16 protein-coding genes and 1 pseudogene are annotated in these 21,161 nt (G+C 40.1%); 7 read left to right on the top strand and 10 right to left on the bottom strand.

Annotation, left to right across the window (positions count from 1 at the left end; translation table 11 throughout):
* The first annotated feature begins 17 nt into the window (after positions 1 to 17).
* Complete coding sequence (locus tag IPM48_04300; protein MBK9270796.1) at positions 18 to 698, top strand: rhomboid family intramembrane serine protease; 681 nt, start codon at positions 18 to 20, stop codon at positions 696 to 698.
* 136 nt (positions 699 to 834) lie between these two features.
* Here IPM48_04300 and IPM48_04295 read toward each other — a convergent pair whose 3' ends face one another.
* A complete protein-coding gene (locus IPM48_04295; protein MBK9270795.1) occupies positions 835 to 1,233 on the bottom strand; it encodes a hypothetical protein in 399 nt (132 codons plus the stop codon).
* Positions 1,234 to 1,365: 132 nt separating this feature from the next.
* Entirely contained in the window at positions 1,366 to 1,848 is a 483-nt protein-coding gene (locus IPM48_04290) for a macro domain-containing protein (protein ID MBK9270794.1), read from the bottom strand.
* A 203-nt stretch (positions 1,849 to 2,051) separates the two neighbouring features.
* Here IPM48_04290 and IPM48_04285 point away from each other — a divergent pair.
* Positions 2,052 to 3,226 (top strand): annotated as a pseudogene (locus IPM48_04285) (acyl-CoA dehydrogenase).
* Positions 3,223 to 4,308, top strand: a complete 1,086-nt coding sequence (locus tag IPM48_04280) for a site-2 protease family protein (GenBank protein ID MBK9270793.1) — start codon at positions 3,223 to 3,225, stop codon at positions 4,306 to 4,308. The pseudogene IPM48_04285 and the gene IPM48_04280 overlap by 4 nt, the downstream one beginning before the upstream one ends.
* 7 nt (positions 4,309 to 4,315) lie before the next feature.
* Here the strand turns inward: IPM48_04280 and IPM48_04275 are convergent, their stop codons facing one another.
* From IPM48_04275 to IPM48_04255, 5 genes are all read right to left on the bottom strand, one after another.
* Positions 4,316 to 7,237 carry a hypothetical protein gene (locus IPM48_04275; GenBank protein ID MBK9270792.1) on the bottom strand — a complete coding sequence of 974 codons (2,922 nt, stop codon included), beginning with the start codon at positions 7,235 to 7,237 and terminating at the stop codon, positions 4,316 to 4,318.
* 30 nt (positions 7,238 to 7,267) lie between these two features.
* A complete protein-coding gene (locus IPM48_04270) occupies positions 7,268 to 9,265 on the bottom strand; it encodes a fumarate reductase/succinate dehydrogenase flavoprotein subunit (protein MBK9270791.1) in 1,998 nt (665 codons plus the stop codon).
* Between the two features lie 13 nt (positions 9,266 to 9,278).
* Complete coding sequence (locus IPM48_04265) at positions 9,279 to 10,016, bottom strand: succinate dehydrogenase cytochrome b subunit (protein ID MBK9270790.1); 738 nt, start codon at positions 10,014 to 10,016, stop codon at positions 9,279 to 9,281.
* 918 nt (positions 10,017 to 10,934) lie between these two features.
* Positions 10,935 to 11,759: an FkbM family methyltransferase gene (locus IPM48_04260; protein ID MBK9270789.1), complete on the bottom strand. Its 825-nt coding sequence runs from the start codon at positions 11,757 to 11,759 to the stop codon at positions 10,935 to 10,937.
* Between the two features lie 3 nt (positions 11,760 to 11,762).
* The gene (locus IPM48_04255) at positions 11,763 to 12,800 is read right to left on the bottom strand and encodes a thioredoxin family protein (protein MBK9270788.1); all 1,038 of its coding nucleotides are present in this window, start codon (positions 12,798 to 12,800) and stop codon (positions 11,763 to 11,765) included.
* 87 nt (positions 12,801 to 12,887) lie between these two features.
* Here IPM48_04255 and IPM48_04250 point away from each other — a divergent pair, with 87 nt between their 5' ends.
* The 3 genes from IPM48_04250 to IPM48_04240 are packed head-to-tail and all read left to right on the top strand — an operon-like array spanning position 12,888 to position 15,260.
* Positions 12,888 to 13,463, top strand: coding sequence for a sigma-70 family RNA polymerase sigma factor (locus tag IPM48_04250; GenBank protein ID MBK9270787.1), 576 nt, complete (start codon positions 12,888 to 12,890; stop codon positions 13,461 to 13,463).
* 46 nt (positions 13,464 to 13,509) lie between these two features.
* The gene (locus IPM48_04245; GenBank protein ID MBK9270786.1) at positions 13,510 to 13,740 is read left to right on the top strand and encodes a hypothetical protein; all 231 of its coding nucleotides are present in this window, start codon (positions 13,510 to 13,512) and stop codon (positions 13,738 to 13,740) included.
* A gap of 53 nt (positions 13,741 to 13,793) precedes the next feature.
* Positions 13,794 to 15,260 (top strand): M48 family metalloprotease, encoded by a 1,467-nt coding sequence (locus tag IPM48_04240; GenBank protein ID MBK9270785.1) that lies wholly within the window; start codon positions 13,794 to 13,796, stop codon positions 15,258 to 15,260.
* A gap of 21 nt (positions 15,261 to 15,281) precedes the next feature.
* On the opposite strand, the gene ddlA is transcribed toward IPM48_04240, so the two are convergent.
* The 3 genes from ddlA to IPM48_04225 are packed head-to-tail and all read right to left on the bottom strand — an operon-like array spanning position 15,282 to position 17,661.
* Positions 15,282 to 16,358, bottom strand: coding sequence for a D-alanine--D-alanine ligase (ddlA, locus tag IPM48_04235; protein MBK9270784.1), 1,077 nt, complete (start codon positions 16,356 to 16,358; stop codon positions 15,282 to 15,284).
* 15 nt (positions 16,359 to 16,373) lie between these two features.
* On the bottom strand, positions 16,374 to 16,784 hold the full coding sequence (locus IPM48_04230) for a hypothetical protein (GenBank protein ID MBK9270783.1): 411 nt from the start codon (positions 16,782 to 16,784) through the stop codon (positions 16,374 to 16,376).
* Between the two features lie 10 nt (positions 16,785 to 16,794).
* Positions 16,795 to 17,661, bottom strand: coding sequence for a hypothetical protein (locus IPM48_04225; protein MBK9270782.1), 867 nt, complete (start codon positions 17,659 to 17,661; stop codon positions 16,795 to 16,797).
* Positions 17,662 to 17,785: 124 nt separating this feature from the next.
* Here IPM48_04225 and IPM48_04220 point away from each other — a divergent pair, with 124 nt between their 5' ends.
* Entirely contained in the window at positions 17,786 to 21,145 is a 3,360-nt protein-coding gene (locus IPM48_04220; GenBank protein ID MBK9270781.1) for an isoleucine--tRNA ligase, read from the top strand.
* The last annotated feature ends 16 nt before the right edge of the window (positions 21,146 to 21,161 follow it).

The following is a 21,161-nucleotide window of genomic DNA, read 5'->3' as shown; positions in this document are numbered from 1 at the left end:
ATCAAAAATTAAAAGAGATGTTTTTCCCCATTGGAGATGATCAGGTAAAAGGAGGACACAAGCCTTTGTTTTCTTATTCATTGATCGTGTTCAACGTACTTATCTTTTTTTATGAACTGAGTCTTGGACCTGAGTTGAACCAGATTTTTGTGTATGAATATGGAGCAATACCATTCGAGGTTTTATCTGGTACGGATTTGTACACAATGCTCACCTGCATGTTTTTGCATGGTGGTTGGATGCATTTGATAGGCAACATGTTATTCTTGTGGGTCTTTGCGGACAATATTGAGGCCGTCATCGGGACATTTAATTTTATTCTTTTTTATTTGATGGGAGGATTGGCCGCAAGCGCAGTCCATATTTTTTTTAACCCATACAGTGAGGTTCCAATGGTTGGAGCAAGTGGAGCGATATCAGCGGTGATGGGTGCGTATTTGATTATGTTTCCTGCTTCCAGAATAAAAGTTCTTATCCTCATTTTTTTTACAGTAGTGTATGTGCCGGCCATTTTTTTTCTTGGCATTTGGATAGTTCAGCAAATGTTGGCTGGAGTTGGGTCTCTTGGTAGTCTGACAGAAGAGTCAACCGGCGTAGCCTGGTGGGCTCACATCGGAGGATTTGTTTTTGGTGTAGTGGCAGGATTTTTCGCGAGAAGTCAATACAGGAATAAGTACCGCTATCATTCAGAGCACTAAAGCTTATTGAGAATATTGATGTATCAATTCATATAGCAAAATACAATTCCGTTTGCTTGAAGTGATAATTCATTCAATGGCATTTGCTGTTTAAATTAATTTTCACAGAATAATACCAATAAATCATTCCCTCGCTTTATTTTAATTCGTCCAAAAATAACTTGATTTTTTCCAGTAATATTTCTTCATTTTTATTGATGTGGTAATAGATGGCGGCAATTTCTTTGCAGGTGTGAATGATGTATTGTTTGGTTTTCAAATCAAACAAATATGAATTTGCAATGGCATAATCCTTAAAATCATTCAAAGCATCTCTGCTTTCGTAACCCTCCTCTTCCAGCCATTCAAATATTGCCTCAATTTCAATACCGCCATTCGTACCAAATTCATGGAGATCATTATCGGTTTTGCTCCATATCAATAAAACTTCTTCATGTAGTTTTTTTATTTCAGCGTGATCTACTTTGCCATCAATACCTGCCACAGAGTAAAACAGGTATGCCAACTTCTCATAAAATTCTTGTGGTTTGTGCATTTATACAATTCATTTAAATCAACGGCTAATATAAAAGTCTTTCACTACATCCCAATAAAAAAAAGCACATCTCATTTAAAATCAGATGATAAACAAGATGTGCCAACAAACAAAAAACTCTGAATACAATGTTTATTCAACCGCTTTTTGCCCTTTAATAAATTTTGCATACACGTAGACAGGGATATGAAGACTTCCAAGCTGCTCCAGAATGATGGGTTTTACTTTGTCCCAGTCCAATGCCCCTACACCTGTTGCAAGTTTTGGCAAGGCCAAACTTTGAATGTTTTCTTTTATCATCTGATTGGCCAATGATCTGAGGCAATGCCTTACAGCGCTAAGGCTTGCCCTCCCAGGATGACTATGGTCTGACGGTGGAGGGTCTTGCGTGAGCAAGTTAAATATTTTTTTTCTATCCGAAGCTTGCCAAAGCCAAACATCTCCTGTTTTTGGATGATAGGTTTGGCAGTAATGTCTAAAATCCTTGTACAGCGATGGGTAATCCTGGCGCAACGACAATGCCAATCCGCTGTCAAAATGGTCCATTGGAGCCACACCATGAGCGATGGCTTCTGCTTTGCTGAGGAGGATATCTCCTTCCACTTCTTTTATCATTTTACTACAAATTTTGTAGCAAGGTAATTGCTTTGAACGTGTATATTCATTGATATCCATTAGAAACCGGGTTGATTATCATCATTGCAAATCAGCTTGTTTGGTTCAAATGCCAACACATTGGGCAATTGAGCTGTTAATGGAAGGATTTGAAATAAGAATCATATATTCCTTCTATCTTCGCACACTAAAACAAAACTGATATGTATTTTCATTTAACAGAGGAACACGATGCGGTGAAGCAGGCAGCCAGAGATTTTGCCCAGCAAGAATTGTTACCCGGGGTCATAAAAAGGGATTCAGAAATGAAATTTCCCAAAGAAGAAGTAAAAAGATGGGTGAAATGGGTTTCCTTGGCATGATGGTATCTCCAGAATATGGGGGTGGAGGAATGGATACCATTTCCTATGTACTGGCCATGGAGGAGATCTCCAAAGTAGACAATTCTTGTTCTGTCATCATGTCCGTCAACAACAGTCTGGTGTGCTGGGGAATCGAAAAAATGGGGACAGAAGAACAAAAAAGGAAATATCTTCCCCTGCTTGCAACTGGCGAATGGATTGGATCATTTTGTTTGTCAGAACCAGAAGCTGGAAGTGATGCAACCCAACAAAAAACCACGGCCATTGACCATGGAGATCACTATGTTTTGAATGGTACCAAAAACTGGATAACCAATGGAGGGAGCTCCTCATTGCATCTGGTCATGGCTCAAACTGATCCGACACTCGGACATAAAGGCATTTGCACTTTTATTGTTGAGACATCCTGGCCGGGTGTGGTCGTTGGGGCTAGAGAAGACAAATTGGGTATTCGCGCTTCTGATACCCATACGATCATGTACAACGATGTCAAAGTACCCAAAGAAAATCTCCTGGGCCCGGCAGGTGGCGGTTTTAAGTTTGCCATGCAAACCCTTACAGGTGGTCGCATTGGCATTGCATCTCAGGCCCTTGGCATTGCATCGGGAGCTTACGATCTGGCTTTGAATTATGCCAAAGAAAGAAAGACCTTTGGCAAACCAATTTCGCAGCACCAGGCCATTGCCTTCAAGTTGGCGGATATGGCCACAGAAATCGAAGCAGCAAGATTGATGGTTTTGAGAGCAGCGTGGATGAAGGATCAAAATCTTGATTTTGGAGTGGCTGCCAGTATGGCAAAACTTTTTGCTTCAGATGTAGCAATGAGGCAAACGGTAGAGGCAGTTCAGATCCATGGAGGCTATGGATATGTCAAGGAATATCATGTCGAGCGACTGATGCGGGATGCCAAAATCACTCAGATCTATGAAGGTACTTCAGAAGTGCAACGCATGGTAGTATCCCGAGCGATTCTACAAGGTCAGCTTTACCAACCCATGTGGAAAATACAGGCATGATCGAACAAGCATTAAAAATCGGAACCTTTGCTGGAATCCCGGTAAGAATCCATTGGACCTTTTTATTGATTATTGCCTATTTCGTGATATCTGGATTGGTAGCAGGACATAGTTGGGAAATGATAATGGTTGAAGTGGTTTTTGTTTTGACCATTTTTGGATGCGTTGTACTTCATGAATTCGGTCACGCACTCACAGCCCGGAGATTTAATATCAAAACAGAAGATATCATACTCCTCCCCATCGGGGGTGTGGCAAGACTGAGAAACATGCCCGATAAACCCACACAAGAATTGCTGGTCGCTGTGATGGGACCCATGGTTAATCTGATCATCGCCCTATTCATATTTACAGCCATTACCATGAATTCAGGAATTGAATATTGGAACAATATTGTAGAGTCTGAAGGTCTGACGATGAGCTGGGATCACTTTTTTCCTATCCTGATGGTCACCAACATTGCACTTTTGGTTTTCAATATGATTCCTGCTTTTCCGATGGATGGAGGTAGGGTACTCAGGGCCTTGCTGGCCATGTGGCTTGGAAAATTAAATGCCACCAAATGGGCAACAAGAATCGGTCAATTTATTTGTGTTCTTCTGGTCATCGTTGGTATCTGGCAAAATGCCTGGACAATGGCTCTGATCGGAGTTTTCATCTTTCTAAGCGCCGGTCAGGAATACAGATCAGTCGTCATGGAAAGTATGATAAAAAACAGAACGCTGGGAATGGTGGCAAGAAAAATAACCGATTATCTCCCGGAATACCATACTGCCAGAGAGGCAATGAATCTTCTCATTTCCTCAGGACAAAGCAGCCTTCCAGTGATTGACCTGAACGGTTCTGTGATTGGCTTTGTCTCCGGACAAAAAATAGTACTCGCCAATAAACAAGATCCTGAGATCAAAATCAAAGATTTATTGATTCAGGAATATGGCTTGATGCATCCAGCTGCACCTTTGGCGGTAGTGATTCAGTATTTTAGAAATCATCAACCATTTGTTATAGTAAGAAATGACCTTGGTGAATATACCCATTATGTAGATCCTGATGTGATCGATCAGTACATGAAACTTTCCTGAATACCAATTAATCAAATAGTTGACTTAAGTTATCAGAAAGCCAGGCCGGCATTTCCATATCTTCAATGATTTCTCCTGAAAGTTGCAATTTATCTTTTTGCAAACGATGGATTTTTTCTTCAATGCTGTCTTTTGTAATAAATCGAATGACCTGGATGGCTTTCTCCTGTCCAATTCTGTGGGCACGTGCTACCGCTTGTTTTTCAACAAATGGATTCCACCATGGATCTAAAATAAATACGTATTCCGCTGCAGTTAAATTCAAACCTGTCCCACCCGCTTTGATGGAAATCAGAAAAAATAGGATCTCGGAATCTTCCTGAAACCTTTGAATGATTTTTTGTCGCTCGGTGCCTGGAGTATCACCCGTCAATTTGACAAAAGCAATTTTTTCTTCTTTTAGCCATTTTTCATACAAATCCAACTGGCTGGTAAATGATGAAAAAACCAGTGTCTTATGCTTCGAGTGGTACAACACCCTCATTTGTGAACTCACATCATCAAATTTACCCGATCCTGAAACCCAATCTTTGTCTTTTATCAAGGAGGGATGATTTGCGATCTGGCGCAATCGAAGTAGTGAATTTAATACGACAAATTGATTTTTCTGATTCTTCCAATCGATTTGCAAAATGGAGTTTCTTGCAGCGGATTTTTCTTCTTCGTACAATTTTAATTGTGCATCCGTCATCGCGCAATAAAACACCTGCTCAGTGAGTATTGGCAGATCTTGAGCCACCTGCTCTTTGGTACGTCTGAGCAGATAAGGAGAGATGATTTGTTTTAATTCACCCAATACGGAATCATCTTTTAGATTTTTAATGGGTTTAATAAAATGGTTGTTAAAGAAGTTGAAGCTTCCTAAAATTTTTGGGTTGATGAATTCCATCTGTGACCAGAGATCTGCCAGACTGTTTTCAATCGGTGTTCCGCTCAGAGAAATCCGATTTACAGACTGCAATGCGTGCAGTAATCTGAATGTTTTGGAATCTTTGTTTTTGATTTGTTGGCTTTCATCTAAAATAATATAATCAAATTTCTTTTGTTGAAAAAGCGGATAATCTCTTAAAATGATTGAGTAGCTGGTCAAAACCACATCGGATTGTTCAAACGGAATGCGTTTTTGATCCCTCATCGCTCCTACATGTTGCAGCACCTTGAGAGAAGGAGCAAATTTCTCCAATTCTGCAGCCCAATTGTAAACGAGCGATGAAGGAAGTACAATCAAGGCGCAAAAATCTGATTTTTCTTCTGCCTGATCCAGGGCAAATAAATCTCTGGGCAAGCCGGATCTCTTTACGGTAAATTCTGAAAGCAATTCCTTTTCATTTTTTGCATGCAAGAGTACTGCAATGGTTTGGAGGGTCTTGCCAAGTCCCATGTCATCAGCCAGACAAGCTCCCAAGCCGTCGGCGTGGTGATTGGCGAGCCATTCAAAACCTGCGAGTTGATAAGGTCTAAGGCTAGCGAGCAGTCCGGATGGCAGCTGAAAAGATCCTTTCGGTTTTTTGGTTTCTATTTGAAGCGATTCATGCTCAAAGCTTGGTTCCGCTTGCCTCAATCTTTCAAGATGTGATTTGGGCATCCTGATTTGGTCCTCGTGCTCCTCACCAAATTTGATGATCTGGTCAAAACGGGCAAACCACTCCAATGGAATGATAAAAATTCGGCCGTCTGACAATTCATAGCATCTTTGATTGGATTTGAGATGTCGTACCAAGGAAGTAAATGGCAAGCGATGAGATCCGATCGAAATTTCACCATACACATCAAACCAATCTGCACCAGTTCGATTTTGCAGAGAGATGCTTGGAATTTCAAATAGAATTTCTTTTCCTTCTACCGTAAATTCAGAACATTCGAATTCAGATTCCAGCAATGTTTTATTTTGCCGGATAAACTGGAAAATGGCCAATGGGTCTTCTTCTTTGGAATAAAATCTTTGATTGCCTGAGCACAACAAACCAAGCATCTGCAAGACATTTGCCTTTTGGTTTTCAGTTTTTTGATTTCTCTCTACCCTTGTCACTTCTACATCTTCCTCAGAAGTGGGCCGAATAAAATTTTTTCCTTTTCTAAGGTCAGAGTAATTGAATTGGATCAAACCATAATCAAAGCTCAGCTCCAGCATCCACTTGTTTTCTATAAAATCAAAATTTGTTCTCAGAATGGCTTTTTGGTAATCTTTGATATAAATAATCTCATACCCCTCCACTTCTATTTCGGCAATGGTCAGCAGATCCGATACAAATTTTTCAAAATAAGTGCGCGTTAAATTTCTGGGAATGCTAATCACTTCTTTTTGGAAAAAAGGACTTAGTTTGTTGGCATTCAGTTTATAAATCGGATAAAAGATTTTGTTTAGAATAATCCATCCTGGTTTGTTGTTGACGATTATAATGTTCACTTTACAAGGAGCCATCACTTCCGTTTCAAATTTAAGCTGAAGTTTATAATTCAGTCCTGATTCGGTTTTGTAAAAGCTCAATAAAAGATCCGGAACTATTTGGCCATAGTAAAGTTGGTTTTTTTGCAAATGAACTTTTCTTTCCATCTGAATAACAGCCGGAAAATTTGTTACTTGACACTTCTGCAGAAAATGAGCTCTTTTTTGTTCAATGTATTTTAGGATCAATGATTTTTGATTTTCATCATTGATCAATTTTTTCAATGAGATTTTTGCCTTTGTTTTTTTTGAAAATTTTAATAAGATTTCATCGGGATTGAGTTCTGAGCAAAGCGCAAGGATTTCATCAGAGTGGGTATTCTTTATCCAATGCACATCTGAATCTTTGGTATGTTGATTGTATTCCCGATCGTAATAAAGCAATTCTCCTTGAGGACTGCAACGTGCTATGATCGCTTTTGGTAACCATGTTTCCAATTCATGGTGTATATCCCAGTTGATGACAATGCAATAAAACTCCAATTCTGAACAGCTGTTGGAATTATTTAGAGATTATTTGTAAGACCTTGAGGCAATTTTGATTTCTTCATAAATCAAAGGCTCTTTATGCATTTGTGGTTCCGTATTCAGATCCATCCATTGCCAAGCAGCTACATAAGAATAGTTGATGTCATCTCTCAACGTTTCCCCTTCTTCAGTTTGGTACTCCTCCCTAAAATGGCCTCCACACGATTCGTTTCTGTTGAGCGCATCCACCACCATCAGTTCGCCGAGTTCGATAAAATCCGCTACCCGCATGGCTTTTTCCAGTTCAGGGTTAAATTCATCAACGGTTCCAGGTACAAAAACATCAGTCCAGAATTCTTTGCGTAGGCTGCGGATGAGATCTCTGGCTTTTTTCAGACCTTCCTCATTTCGGGCCATTCCACAATAATCCCACATAATTTTTCCCAATCTGCGGTGCATGGATTCTACTGATTGGTTTCCCCGGATGCTGACCAGTTTGTTCAAATTGTTTTGAAGTTGTTTTTCAGCGTCTTCAAATGCCTGATGAGCAGTTGAAATCATCGGCGTTCGGATTTCATTGGACAGGAAGGCGCCAATGGTGTAAGGAAGAACAAAATAGCCATCTGCCAATCCCTGCATCAAAGCGGAGGCTCCCAGCCGGTTGGCACCGTGGTCAGAAAAATTGGCTTCACCGATGGCAAACAGCCCAGGAATATTGGTTTCAAGATTGTAATCGACCCACAAGCCTCCCATGGTATAATGAACGGCTGGATAAATTTTCATTGGATAAACGTAAGGATCTTCACCTGTGATTTTTTCATACATTTCAAACAGGTTTCCATATTTTTCAGAGACTACAGCGACGCCTAAATCCCGAATGGTTTTTTCGTCCGGATTTTGAATACCCAGTACATTGGCTTTGGATTTACCATAACGAATGATCGCTGCACCAAAATCCAAAAACACTGCTAGACCAGTAGGGCTTACCCCATGTCCTTTGTCGCATTCAATTTTAGCGGCACGCGAGGCTACATCCCTGGGTACAAGATTTCCAAACGCGGGGTATCTTCTTTCAAGGAAATAGTCTCTGTCAGTCTCAGGTATATCAGTCCCTTTCTTTTTGCCTTGCTGAATGGCGACTGCATCTTCTTTTTTTGCGGGCACCCACACACGTCCGTCATTTCTTAAAGACTCTGACATCAAAGTCAATTTGGATTGATAATCTCCAGACACAGGAATGCAGGTAGGATGTATTTGGGTAAAACACGGATTGGCCATCCACGCACCGCGCTTCACAGCTTTCCAGGCTGCAGTTACGTTTGATCCCATCGCATTTGTGGACAGATAAAACACATTGCCATATCCACCTGTGCCCAGCACTACGCAATGTGCACCAAATCGCTCGAGCGTACCGGTGAGAAGGTTTCTGGCAATGATTCCTCTGGCTTTGCCGTCGATGATTACCAAATCGAGCATCTCGTGCCGGTTGTACATGGCTACATTCCCCAGAGAAATCTGACGACTTAAGGCCTGATAAGCTCCAATAAGGAGTTGTTGTCCGGTTTGACCCCGGGCGTAAAAGGTTCTGCTGACCTGCACCCCTCCAAAGGACCTGTTTTCCAATAATCCGCCATATTCTCTTGCAAATGGAACGCCTTGAGCGACAGCCTGATCGATGATACTGGCACTCACTTCAGCGAGTCTGTGGACATTGGCTTCCCTGGCCCTGTAATCTCCGCCTTTAATTGTGTCATAAAATAGGCGGAAAACGCTGTCACCATCATTGGCATAATTTTTTGCTGCATTAATTCCCCCCTGTGCTGCAATGCTATGGGCTCTGCGAGGGCTATCGTGAAATGTAAAGCATTTGACCTGATATCCAAGTTCTGCAAGACTTGCTGCAGCTGCGGCACCCGCAAGTCCGGTACCCACTACAATGACTTCTATTTTTCGCTTGTTGGCAGGGGAAACCAAGGGCATTTTGGATTTGTATTGCGTCCACTTTTCTGACAGTGGACCTGTTGGTATTTTTGCGTTGATCATAGGTAAGTCCAATTTAGGAATTAATAAACATGATAACCGGGATTATGGCGAAACCCAGTGGGATGAAAATAGAATAAAGATATCCGAGGATTCTGATGACAGTGTTATATTTTGGATGTCGTATTCCAAGAGATTGAAAGGCAGAATGAAAACCATGCCACAGGTGAAAAGCAAGGACCAGCATGGAGATTACATAGAAAACAACATAATATACATTGGCAAAAGCCAGCCTGACAGGGGTGTATAAATCCTTGTATTGTATTTCTTTTCCAGGGTATTGGACCAACTCAAGATGGCCTAGTTTCATCTGCAGCCAAAACTGCCAAAGGTGGATAATGATAAAAACGAAAAGGATGACACCAAGGTGCATCATGTATCTCGAAAAAAAACTGTCTCCCACATTTGCTTTAACTGAATAAGTTTTGCCTTTTGCCAACCGATTCTGACGGTATAGATAAAATCCCTGGATGCTGTGCAACAGAATGGTAAAGTAAAGAATGTAGGAAATGATTTTAATCAAAGGATTGTGGGTCATGAAGTAGGTATAAACATTGAACGACATCCCACCATCATCCACCAAGAGTTGTAAATTTCCGAGCAAATGAATCACAAGAAATAGGATCAAAAAAAGACCACTGAGACTCATGATAATTTTTTGTCCAATGGAAGACCTGAAAAGAAAGTCAATTATCCACTTCATAAATTGATCGTTAGAGGGCGCAAAGGTACGATTTGAAGACATAAAACTCATAGGATCCCAGACATTATTGTTCATAGTCAACCGATGGATATTGGGGACAGGGTTTCAAAAATTTCCAAGATCTTCGATCAGAGGATGGGTAAGGTACAAGGATTTAATTTGATTATATTGTTAATAGTCAATATATTATCCAATTTTATGCAAAACTTCCTGCCATTTTTTAGGATCGAAAATTGATAATCTTTCAATATCAATGATATATTTAATGAGAAAATTTACAGCTTGAGATGCTGACATTTTTTTGTAAATCCATTGGAACTGTAATTTGAACATCAAAGAAATATAAATGAAAGAACCCAAATCGATACGGTCTTACCAATTCCAGGATCTTTTTGTCCAGTTTTGAGATTTTTTTGGCCCGGAAAGCCACTCACTTTCGATCCAAATTTTAGTCAATGTATTGATTTTTACACGGAATTCTTGCGATCAGTCAAGGTATGATATAAGCAAAACCGAATTTAAAGGAAATGCAAGTTGTTGGTAGAAAATCAATACAAAATCATTTTGAAGCCTTTAAACTATTTATTGTCTCCAATACCCGGAATTTTTGATAACTTCTGATTTCATTGAGAAGGATCTGGACATCAAGGAGTCCTATATTGCTTTCGCAACCCATGTTTCTAAAAATGGAATTGCAATCTGAGACCTCCGTCAATAAAAAAGTACGAAAAATATTTTCATACCATTTGGTCTGATTTCACCGGCATAAGTTTCATTGATTTAATAATTTTATGGCGAGATCTTCTCTTGAACCATTTTGTTTACACGCTGAAAATACAAGGATTGGAATCAGATCAAATTATACCTGCGTATTGAATTGTCGCATAATGACTTTTGTTTGTTAGAATTTATTTTTGGAAGAATAAAGAGAAAGTTGTTAAACATAAACATTCAATTTGCAGAATCTATTTACCTTGTTTGTTGATCTGAGAGGATCGCTTTTTCATTTCTCAGGTAGATGGTGTTTCCAGATGGTGTGGTATAGAATGCATCCTTGGAGCCAGGTCTATTTTCGCGAATCATCATCCTCTCAAATCCAAATGAACGAAGCAATTCATGGCATTTTTCAAAATGAATGTCAACACTTTCAATAATTATAATCCTTAAGATCTCGTTAGCCAGGACTTGCAAGCCTCCCTGTAAAATCATGCGTTCATATCCTTCGGTATCTAATTTCAAAATGCTTGGCCTCGGCAATTCGATTAAATCATCCATTCTTCGCATTTCGATGACAAGATTGGTGGGTTGATCGCTTATTTTGTTGTTGACATCCTTGTCTAATGTCAAAAACTTCATCCCGTTTTCTTCACCCAGCGCAAATGGCTGTAAGATGCATTTTTGTTCTAATTGATTCAATTGAATCATTCTTCGAATAAAATTCTGATGTCTGGGATTTGGTTCAAATAAATAGCATTGAACGGGATGATGTGCAGCAATCCAAAAAGAATATAAACCCGCATTGGCACCGACGTCATAAAAAATATCTCCGGCTTTTAACTCCTTTGAAAGAAGAGCAAATTCAGTTTTTTCAGAAATATGATAGTACCAGGGATTTTTACTTGATTGAAAATCTCTGTGTACGATCCATTTTAAATTTGAATTCCAGAAGATGATTCTCTCTTTGTAAATAAAATGGATGGCAAATACTTTCCAAAGGAATATTCCCAATCCAGAGAATCCTGCTCCATATTGTTTATTGAGTCTTATCAGCCGAACCAACTTACTAAATATCATAAACTAGTTGCCGAGACTTTTCCACGCCGTTTGGATGTCTTTATCGATTAAATTGTTTTTGTATTGATTTGGATTCTTCTTAATCTGATCAAGTAATTGCAATTGTCTGGGCGACAAATACAGTTCCGGATTCTGCTTGTTTGCCAACATGGCATTCATCCTTGTGCTTTGTAATCTGGTAAGTGGTAAATATTTGTACAAACTGTGGTAGAGATAATACTTTGATTCTTTGTCCGGACTGAATTCTCTCATTGGCCGAATTGGAATAGAGCTGAGGGTTTTGTTTTGGAAGGCTGGCCCATAGATCTTGTCAGCCTGGCCGTTTTTATGGCCGTGTTCTACCAGCTTTTCCAGTTTTATTTTTGAAGGATTAAATTCAATCTCCACAACTTCATTTCCTTCCACAAATCCTGCTTTCGTGGCAACCACCCCATCAAGACTCCCATAGTACTTTTCACCACTCCAGAAGCAATACATTCCAAGATAGGTTTTATTTGTCCCTTGAGATTCTGCACTCATTTCTTCTTCAAGCAATTTTAGCCATAAAGGGATCTTTCCCTGCGTTTTCACCAATGCAGTATTTATTTTTTCCACCAGACCAATGGCTGAATAATTGGCAGACAAGCGCAAGGTCAAAGGCAATAAATGGTGATCCACAATCCTTACCACTGGATTGTTCCAACTGGGTTCTTTAAATTGGTCGAGAACCTTCTTGTCTTCACCGCCCTTGTTGTTGAATATCGCCAAGGGAACAAAATAGCTTTCTATGGCTTCCACAATGAGTGGATGTGAAAGCACCTTCGAACCATAATTTTGACAAGTCATGCAGCCTGGCACTTCCTGAAATAATATCAATATGGGTTTACCGCTGTTCTTGGATTCCAGTTGGGCCTTCTCCAACGACCTTTGCCAGTTGACCGCACCAAGTTCGACGGCTTTAACCTGAGCCAGACAATTGTTTTCGCCCAATACAATCGCCAAATAGCTAAAAAGGCTCAAAATAAACAGGTGTTTTCCATAATATTGGGGCTGCAAATTCATAATTATTTCTTTTGATTTATCAAATCTTTAAACCCAAACAGTTGTAATTGGTTCTCATTGAGTCAAATAGTGAACGAATATCGGAAAATGACGCGCCAGGAGAAATTTGATCAGGAACTTTTACCCCATTTGGAGGCATTGCACTCTTTTGCCTACCATATGACCTACAATGAGGAAGATGCTGAAGACCTGGTGCAAGAGACCTATATCAAAGCTTACAAATACCTGGATCATTATGGAGAGGGAACCAATGCAAAAGCCTGGTTGTTTAAGATACTGAAAAACGTCTATATCAACGAGTTCAGGAAGAAGAACCGTCGTCCCAGACAAGTTGATTATGAAGATTCAGCCGCTTTTCACGAAGGTGAGGATCACGCTGTTGTAAGCTATGATGATTTAAGGGAAGAGTTATTTGATCAAATCATGGGGGATGAGGTCACTGAGGCTTTGCATTCTATTCCGGAAGAATTCAAAACCATTATATTGCTGTGTGATATTGAAGACTTTTCTTATCAAGAAATTGCTAAAATTTTAGACATTCCGGTGGGTACAGTTCGAAGCAGATTATTTAGAGCAAGAAATATGCTGAAAGATAAATTAAAAAATTATGCTGTTACTTTGGGCATAAAAGATAAGAGAAGTGAACATGGAGAGACCGAATAATTGGTAGGAATAAATAAATTCATTAAAGTAAATTTAAAAATACCGTATGGATAAGCTTGCGCCGATCGAGATAAGAAATAAGATTAATTCTTTTTTAGATCATGAAATGAAACCTGAAGATCAGACACAATTTTTAGAACAAGTGAAATCCAATGCTGATCTTCGAAATGAACTTCTTCACGAAAGAATTATCCGATCAAGACTTAAGGAAAACATCAGAAGCCCCCACTTGTCAGAAGGATTCTTAGATAAACTCCGAAACAAGTTACCTGGGTAGATTTTTTGATCCAGTGTCTATAAAAGATTAGTAATAAATTTTAAAAAAGAAAAATGCCCAATTATTTTTTAAGAAACATAGGTCTTGCCATTGGCTTGATGATTTTATTAATCGGTTGCTCAAGAAATCCTGTCACAGGAAAGAAAGAACTGAGCTTTATGTCCGAATCTCAGGAAAAATCAATGGGATTGGAGTATGATCCACAAATCCAAGCTGAATTCGGTATGTACGCAGATTCTACTTGGCAGCGCTACCTAAGAGAAAAGGGAGAATCCATGGCTCGGATTTCACACAGACCCAGCCTGGGATTTCAATTTAGGGTCATTGATTCTGAAGTGGTAAATGCTTTTGCAGTACCAGGTGGTTATATTTATTTTACAAGAGGGATTTTGGCACATTTTAACAGCGAAGCTCAATTGATGGGTGTGATGGGACATGAAATTGGTCATGTGACAGCAAGACATGCCAACGAACAATACACCAAACAAACACTGGCACAAATTGGACTTGTTGCCGGAATGGTACTCTCTCCAAAATTCAGAGAGTTTTCTGATCTTGCAAATACTGGTGTACAATTGATGTTTTTAAAATTTAGCAGAGACAATGAATCTCAATCGGATAAACTTGGAGTTGAATATTCAACCAAGGTTGGTTATGATGCTTCCCACATGGCTGATTTTTTTAAAACATTGGGTCGTTTGTCCGACGCTGCCGGGGCGAGGATTCCATCTTTTATGAGCACACATCCGGATCCGGGAGACCGTTTTAACAAAGTCAAAGCCATGGCTGCTGATAAGAAAGTGGAATTTCCACAAGCGACTAAAGTAGAAACCAATAGTTACCTCAAGAGATTGGAAGGAATGATTTATGGGAAAGATCCAAAACAGGGTTTCAAAGAAGGTGATGTGTTTTATCACCCGGAATTAAAATTTCAATTTCCTACCCCAGCCAATTGGGCCTATGAAAATTCACCTTCCAAGGTACAGTTTTCAACCAAGGATCAGAAAGCGATTATGGTTTTGTCCCTGGCAGCAGAGAAAGATCTAAGTTCTGCGGCTGCTGCACATATCAACCACTACAAATTAAAAGCACTGCGCCAGGATCGCATTTCTGTTAACGGATTACAAGCGATGTATGTACTTGCAGATTTGGTACCTGAGCAGGCTGCCACCCCCCAGGAACTAGCTGCCAATACCCTTAGAGTAGCTACTACTTTGATTCAGTACAATAATCTTATTTATAACATTACAGGGGTTTCTGCATTGAATGATTTCAACAATTATGATCCTGCATTTAGCAAGACCATGAACGGATTTAAATCGTTGACAGATCCCGCCAAACTGAATGTAAAGCCTGAGAGAATTACCATCAAAACTGTCCCAAAACAAATGACCCTCAAAGAAGCTTTTACACAATTTAATCAGGATACCAAAAGATACGATGAATTGTCTATTTTAAATGGCAGAATGTTGACGGATGTTGTAACTCAAGGCACTCTTTTGAAAACAATCACCAAATAAGCAAAGCTTAAGAAAAATTATTCACTTAAAACTCGTCTTTAATTTTTTATCCCTGCTATGCCTTTCAATGGCAAGATCGATGAGCTGATCGATGAGTGAAGAATATGGTATTCCGGAAAATTCCCAAAGTTTGGGATACATGCTGATTTCAGTAAAACCAGGCATGGTGTTAATTTCATTGATGACAAAGTCGCCATCGGGTTTCAGAAAAAAATCAACCCTTGATAAACCTTCCGCACCAATACTTTGAAAAGCAAGAATGGCCGCCATTTGAATTTTTTTGGCAAGCTCCTCTTTCACGTTTGCGGGAATTCTTAGAATTGCTCCATGATCATCCAGATATTTGGCTTCATAAGAGTAAAAATCAGATTGTGGAATAATCTCGCCAAGTGCTGAGGCACGTGGGTATTCATTTCCCAAGATGGCACATTCGATTTCTATTCCCGGTATGGCCTCTTCCACCAAGACTTTGTGGTCAAATTCAAGGGCAAAGTCAATGGCCTCTGCCAAATCTTCCTCTTTACTTACCTTCCGGACGCCAACAGATGAACCCGCATTGGCAGGTTTTACAAAAAGGGGAAAACCCAAATCTTTACAGATGGAAGTACAATCGATTTGATGTTTTTCAGCCCTGCGGATGCAGTGGTAGCGAGCGATTGGCAAGCCCGCATCACGCCAGATTCTTTTGGCCATGTCCTTGTCCATACCAACGGATGCTGCCATCAGATCAACCCCAACAAAAGGAAGATCCAATGCTTTTAAGAATCCCTGAATGGTTCCATCCTCGCCATAAGTGCCATGCATAATGGGAAAGACTACTTCTAGCATCATAAGACTTTTGCTGTCATCGGCTGCTACCATTGTAGATCCCTCTGATTCTTTTTTTAGAACAATTTCTATTTGACCAGAATTCAGAGTAGCTGATGGAGATGTGATTTCTTTACTCAGATACCATTTACCTTCGCGGGATACGCCGATTAGGTAGATGTTGTACTTTTCCCTATTGACAGCTTTGAGCATGGATTCGGCAGATCGAAGAGAAATTTCATGCTCTGCGCTTTTACCACCAAATAGAATACCAAGATTGATTTTTTTCACCGGAAGAATTGCCAATTATGGAAAAACAGAAACAATACGACTTGCAACACCCTTGTTTTTTGCATGATCTTCCGCTGAAATATGAATGCTTATTTCAGTCGGTATTGTTCCCAATCGTGGGACCGTCCAAGTTTCATTTATTGCAAAATTGCTTTTCTCATGGGCATTGTACACTTTGTCGAAAAGCACACTGTCAGTGGCAGATTTAATTTGCATTTTGATATCGCCCAGATTATTGTCTGTAATGCTAGCCCTGATTTCGAGATTGTCTCCCATGTCAGTGAAAGAATTTTCACCGGGAGCAGAAATAGTAACAACAGGCAATGAAGTATCCGGTGGATCAGAGTGGTCATCGCTACAACTCAAAATTGAGATCAACATCAAAAACATCGCTGAAGTTAAAGTCAATAATTTTATCTTCTTCATATTTACAATTTTAGCTGATTATACGCAATGCTTTGGGCAACACTTTAAATTCTAAACGATCAGTTTGACCCATATATTCTCCATCAATATGCCAATCTACCAACTTATTCATTTCAAGAATGCCAAAGGTAGCATCGACAATGCAAATGTATTTAGATTGGTGTAATTTTTTTGTAAAGGCTGCAAAAATAATCCAAGGCACATCCCAAAGAGATGGAGTTGTTAGAAAGACCAATTCGGACTTTCCATCTGAGCTGTTGGATGAGGGTGAAAGATTAACTCCATTGCCCAATTGGGATGAGTTGGCGATCTCAAAGCTTAACAGCTTGCGGTACACCTGATTTTCAAAACGAACCTGGAAAGAAGTCTGCCGGAAGAAACCCACAAGACCCAAACGTAGGTAGTTGAACAATCCACGACCCCCTTTTTTACCAAACTTTCTTGCAACCCATCCGTTTAAGCCGAATCCTGAAGTATTGCAACAAATATTGTGGTTGATTTCCAATAAATCCATCGAATGTATTTTTCCCTTGGTCAATTGAAGTACAGATTTTTCTAATCCGATTGGAATCCCCAAATGCCCTGCAAGTCCATTTCCTGAACCCATTGGGACAATACCCAAAATGTGGTGGGTGCTATGAATTTTAGTCGCAATGTCATGTACCGTACCGTCGCCGCCAACAGCAACAAGTATTTGAGTTTGCGAAGAGACCATAATTTGATCACATATTTGGATCAAATCAGCCTTGGACTTCGTCAGATAGAAGGAGTACCGGTGCAATCGGCAATATTCCTCAAGCCATTTTTGCTCCACTTTGGACCAAGCCTTTCCTGCTTTGGGGTTGATTAAAAAATGAATGGGAAAAAACTGGCTCATTTCACACAAAAGGATCTGGGGACCTAAAATACAAAGAATTCTAAATGAGGTTTAAAGCAAATTCTATTCATCTGTCTGGTACACCTAAATATCTTATTTTTGCGGCCACTATTTTATTTTAGAGATGTATCGTGAAACAAAAGGATTGAATTTACCGGAGATTGACCAGGAAATATTGAAATTTTGGGAGGATCATCGCATTTTTGAAAAAAGTATCGAAAACAGAGAAGGTCAAACCAGTTTTGTATTTTACGAAGGGCCGCCTTCTGCCAATGGAAAGCCCGGCATTCACCATGTGATGGCAAGAGCTGTGAAAGATTTGTTTTGCCGCTACCAGACCCTAAAGGGCAAAAAAGTCGTTCGCAAAGGAGGATGGGACACACATGGTTTACCAATTGAGCTCAGTGTTGAAAAGGAATTGGGGATTACCAAGGAAGACATTGGCCATAAAATTTCCATTGACGAATACAACCATAAATGCAGGGAGACGGTAATGCGTTACAAACTGGAATGGGACAACATTACCCACAAAATGGGCTATTGGGTGGATCTTCAAAATCCTTATATCACTTTTGAAAATGAATACATCGAATCGGTTTGGTACCTGTTGAGCCAGATTTATCAAAAGGGTTTGCTCTACAAGGGCTTTACCATACAGCCTTATTCTCCGGCTGCAGGCACAGGACTCAGTTCACACGAACTCAACATGCCCGGCGCTTACAAGGAGGTAAAAGATGTTTCGGCGGTTGCTTTGTTTGAAATACTCCCTGAATCCATGGACAGTACTCAATTCAAAATCTTTGGAAAGGAGAAAACCATGATTGCTGCCTGGACCACTACCCCATGGACTCTTCCCAGCAATACAGCACTTGCGGTGGGAGAAAAAATCTTGTACAGCCTAATCGATACGTACAATCCCTATACGCGAGAACGGATAAGAATTGTTTTAGCCACTGACTTGGTCTCCAAGTGGCTGAAACCCGAAAATCAACGAAACGAGCTGCCGCTGCTTCCAGCTGAAGATAAAAATATACCCTATCAGATTTTGTATAGCGATTTGAGTGGAGCGCTCCTTGAAGGTTTGCGTTATCAACCGCTTTTTGATTACGCAAGGCCAGAAGATGGGGATGCTTGGAGGGTACTGTTGGGTGATTTTGTCAGTACGGAAGATGGCACAGGAATTGTCCACATTGCTCCTTCATTTGGTTCGGATGACATGCGTGTTGCCCGAAAAAATGGAGTAGGTTCCTTGACTCTAGTGGACAAACAAGGAAAATTTACCCATGAAGTAAGAGACTTTGAAGGAGAATATGTGAAAGAGGATTATCTGTCTCCGGCGCAAAAGGAGTCTGAAAAACAAAGAATGGGTACCGACAAATACTTGTCGGTAGACGATAGAATCGTCATCAAACTTAAAAAGGAAGGTAAATTACTGCAGTCTCAAAAATACGCACACAACTATCCACATTGCTGGCGCACAGATAAACCCATCTTGTATTATCCACTCGACTCTTGGTTTATTAAGGTGACCGCAGTAAAAGATCGCTTGATTGAACTCAACAAAACCATACGCTGGAAACCTGAGTCCACCGGTACCGGACGCTTTGGCAATTGGTTGGAAAATTTACAGGATTGGAATTTATCAAGAAGCAGATATTGGGGAGTACCTCTGCCAATTTGGAGATCTGAAGATGGGATGGTACAAAAATGCATTGGTTCAATGAAGGAACTTGAAGCAGAAATTAGTCTGGCCAATCAAGCATTGGGACTTGAGCAAACCTTGCCTAAAGATTTACACAGACCCTACATTGATGAGATTTTCCTTTGGGATAATAACACCCAACAAAAACTAATCAGAGAATCTGATTTAATCGACGTTTGGTTTGACAGTGGTGCAATGCCTTATGCACAATACCACTACCCATTTTCAATCCATTCACTGGAAGGCCTGTTTCCTGCTGATTTCATTGCTGAGGGGGTAGATCAAACCAGAGGATGGTTTTATACCTTGCACGCCATCGCCACCATGATCAGCGATTCCGTGGCTTTCAAGGCAGTCGTATCCAATGGATTGGTGCTTGACAAGAATGGCAACAAAATGTCCAAGCGACTTGGCAATGCAGTTGACCCATTTGCAACACTGGAAAAATTCGGCACAGATGCTACGCGCTGGTACATGATCAGTAATGCAGATCCCTGGGATAATTTGAAATTTGACGAGGAAGGAATCCTTGAAGTTAGGAATAAGTTTTTTGGAACACTTTACAATACCTATAGTTTTTTTGCCATTTATGCCAACATTGATGGTTTTAAATTGAATGAACAGGATATAATTCCAATTTCACAAAGGTCAGAATTGGATCGTTGGATCATCTCAAGATTACAGAATCTCATTAAGTCCTATACAGTATCGATGGACGATTACGAACCAACGCAGGCAGCAAGGGCTGTGGAGCAATTTGTCAATGATGAATTGTCCAATTGGTACGTCCGATTGTCCCGTAGACGTTTTTGGAAAGCAGAATCCTCTAAAGACAAACAGGCGGCTTTCGAAACGCTTTTCGAATGTCTAATGGTAAGTGGACAATTAATTGCGCCCATTGCTCCATTTTTTTCGGACTGGTTGTATAGAAATTTAACAGAAAGTATGAGGGCCGATGCGATTAGATTCAATACTCCTTTAAGACATGAATCGGTTCATCTCACAGACCTTAGCTTATCTGAAGAAAAAATGATTGACCTGAATCTTGAGCGCCGAATGGATTATGCAAGAAGGATCAGTTCGGTGGTGTTGTCTTTGAGAAAATCTCAGAAGATCAGGGTCAGACAGCCCCTGCAACAAATATTAATTCCAGTGTTGGACCCGGAATATCAATTGGATCTTGAAAAGGTCGAAGCATTGATAAAGACTGAAGTCAATGTCAAAGAAATTAAATATGTAAGTGGCGATACTGGAATGGTGGTGAAGAAGGCAAAACCAAACTTCAGAACACTTGGAAAGAAATTGGGTATTCACATGAAAGCCGCAACCGATTTAATCCATCATTTTGATCGCGAACAGATCATTCAACTTGAAAACAACCACCCCATTGTTGTTGAGTTTGGGAATGAGCGGTTTGAAATATTGAAAGAAGATGTGGAAATCGTTTCAGAAGATATTCCCGGTTGGTTGGTGGGCACAGATGATTCGATAACAGTCGCATTGGACATTACGCTCACCGAAGAATTGCTTTCGGAGGGCTATGCAAAAGAACTGATCAATCGGATACAAAATCTAAGAAAACAAAAAGATTTTGTAGTCACTGACAGAATCAATATTTGGATTCAACCACAGGAAGAAATTCTAAAAGCAGTCCAATCCCACAAGAAGATGATATGCCAGGAAGTTCTTGCTGATCAGCTTGAGCTGGTGCAAAAAGACTATAAGGATCAGTTTGAATGGGAGGACAACAGTTTGATTGGGGTCGAACTAAGCGTCAGTTAATTGAGCTGAATCATAG

Source organism: Saprospiraceae bacterium (assembly GCA_016715965.1).
Classification (GTDB): Bacteria; Bacteroidota; Bacteroidia; order Chitinophagales; family Saprospiraceae; genus Vicinibacter.
This window is presented reverse-complemented; position numbering and strand designations above follow the sequence as displayed.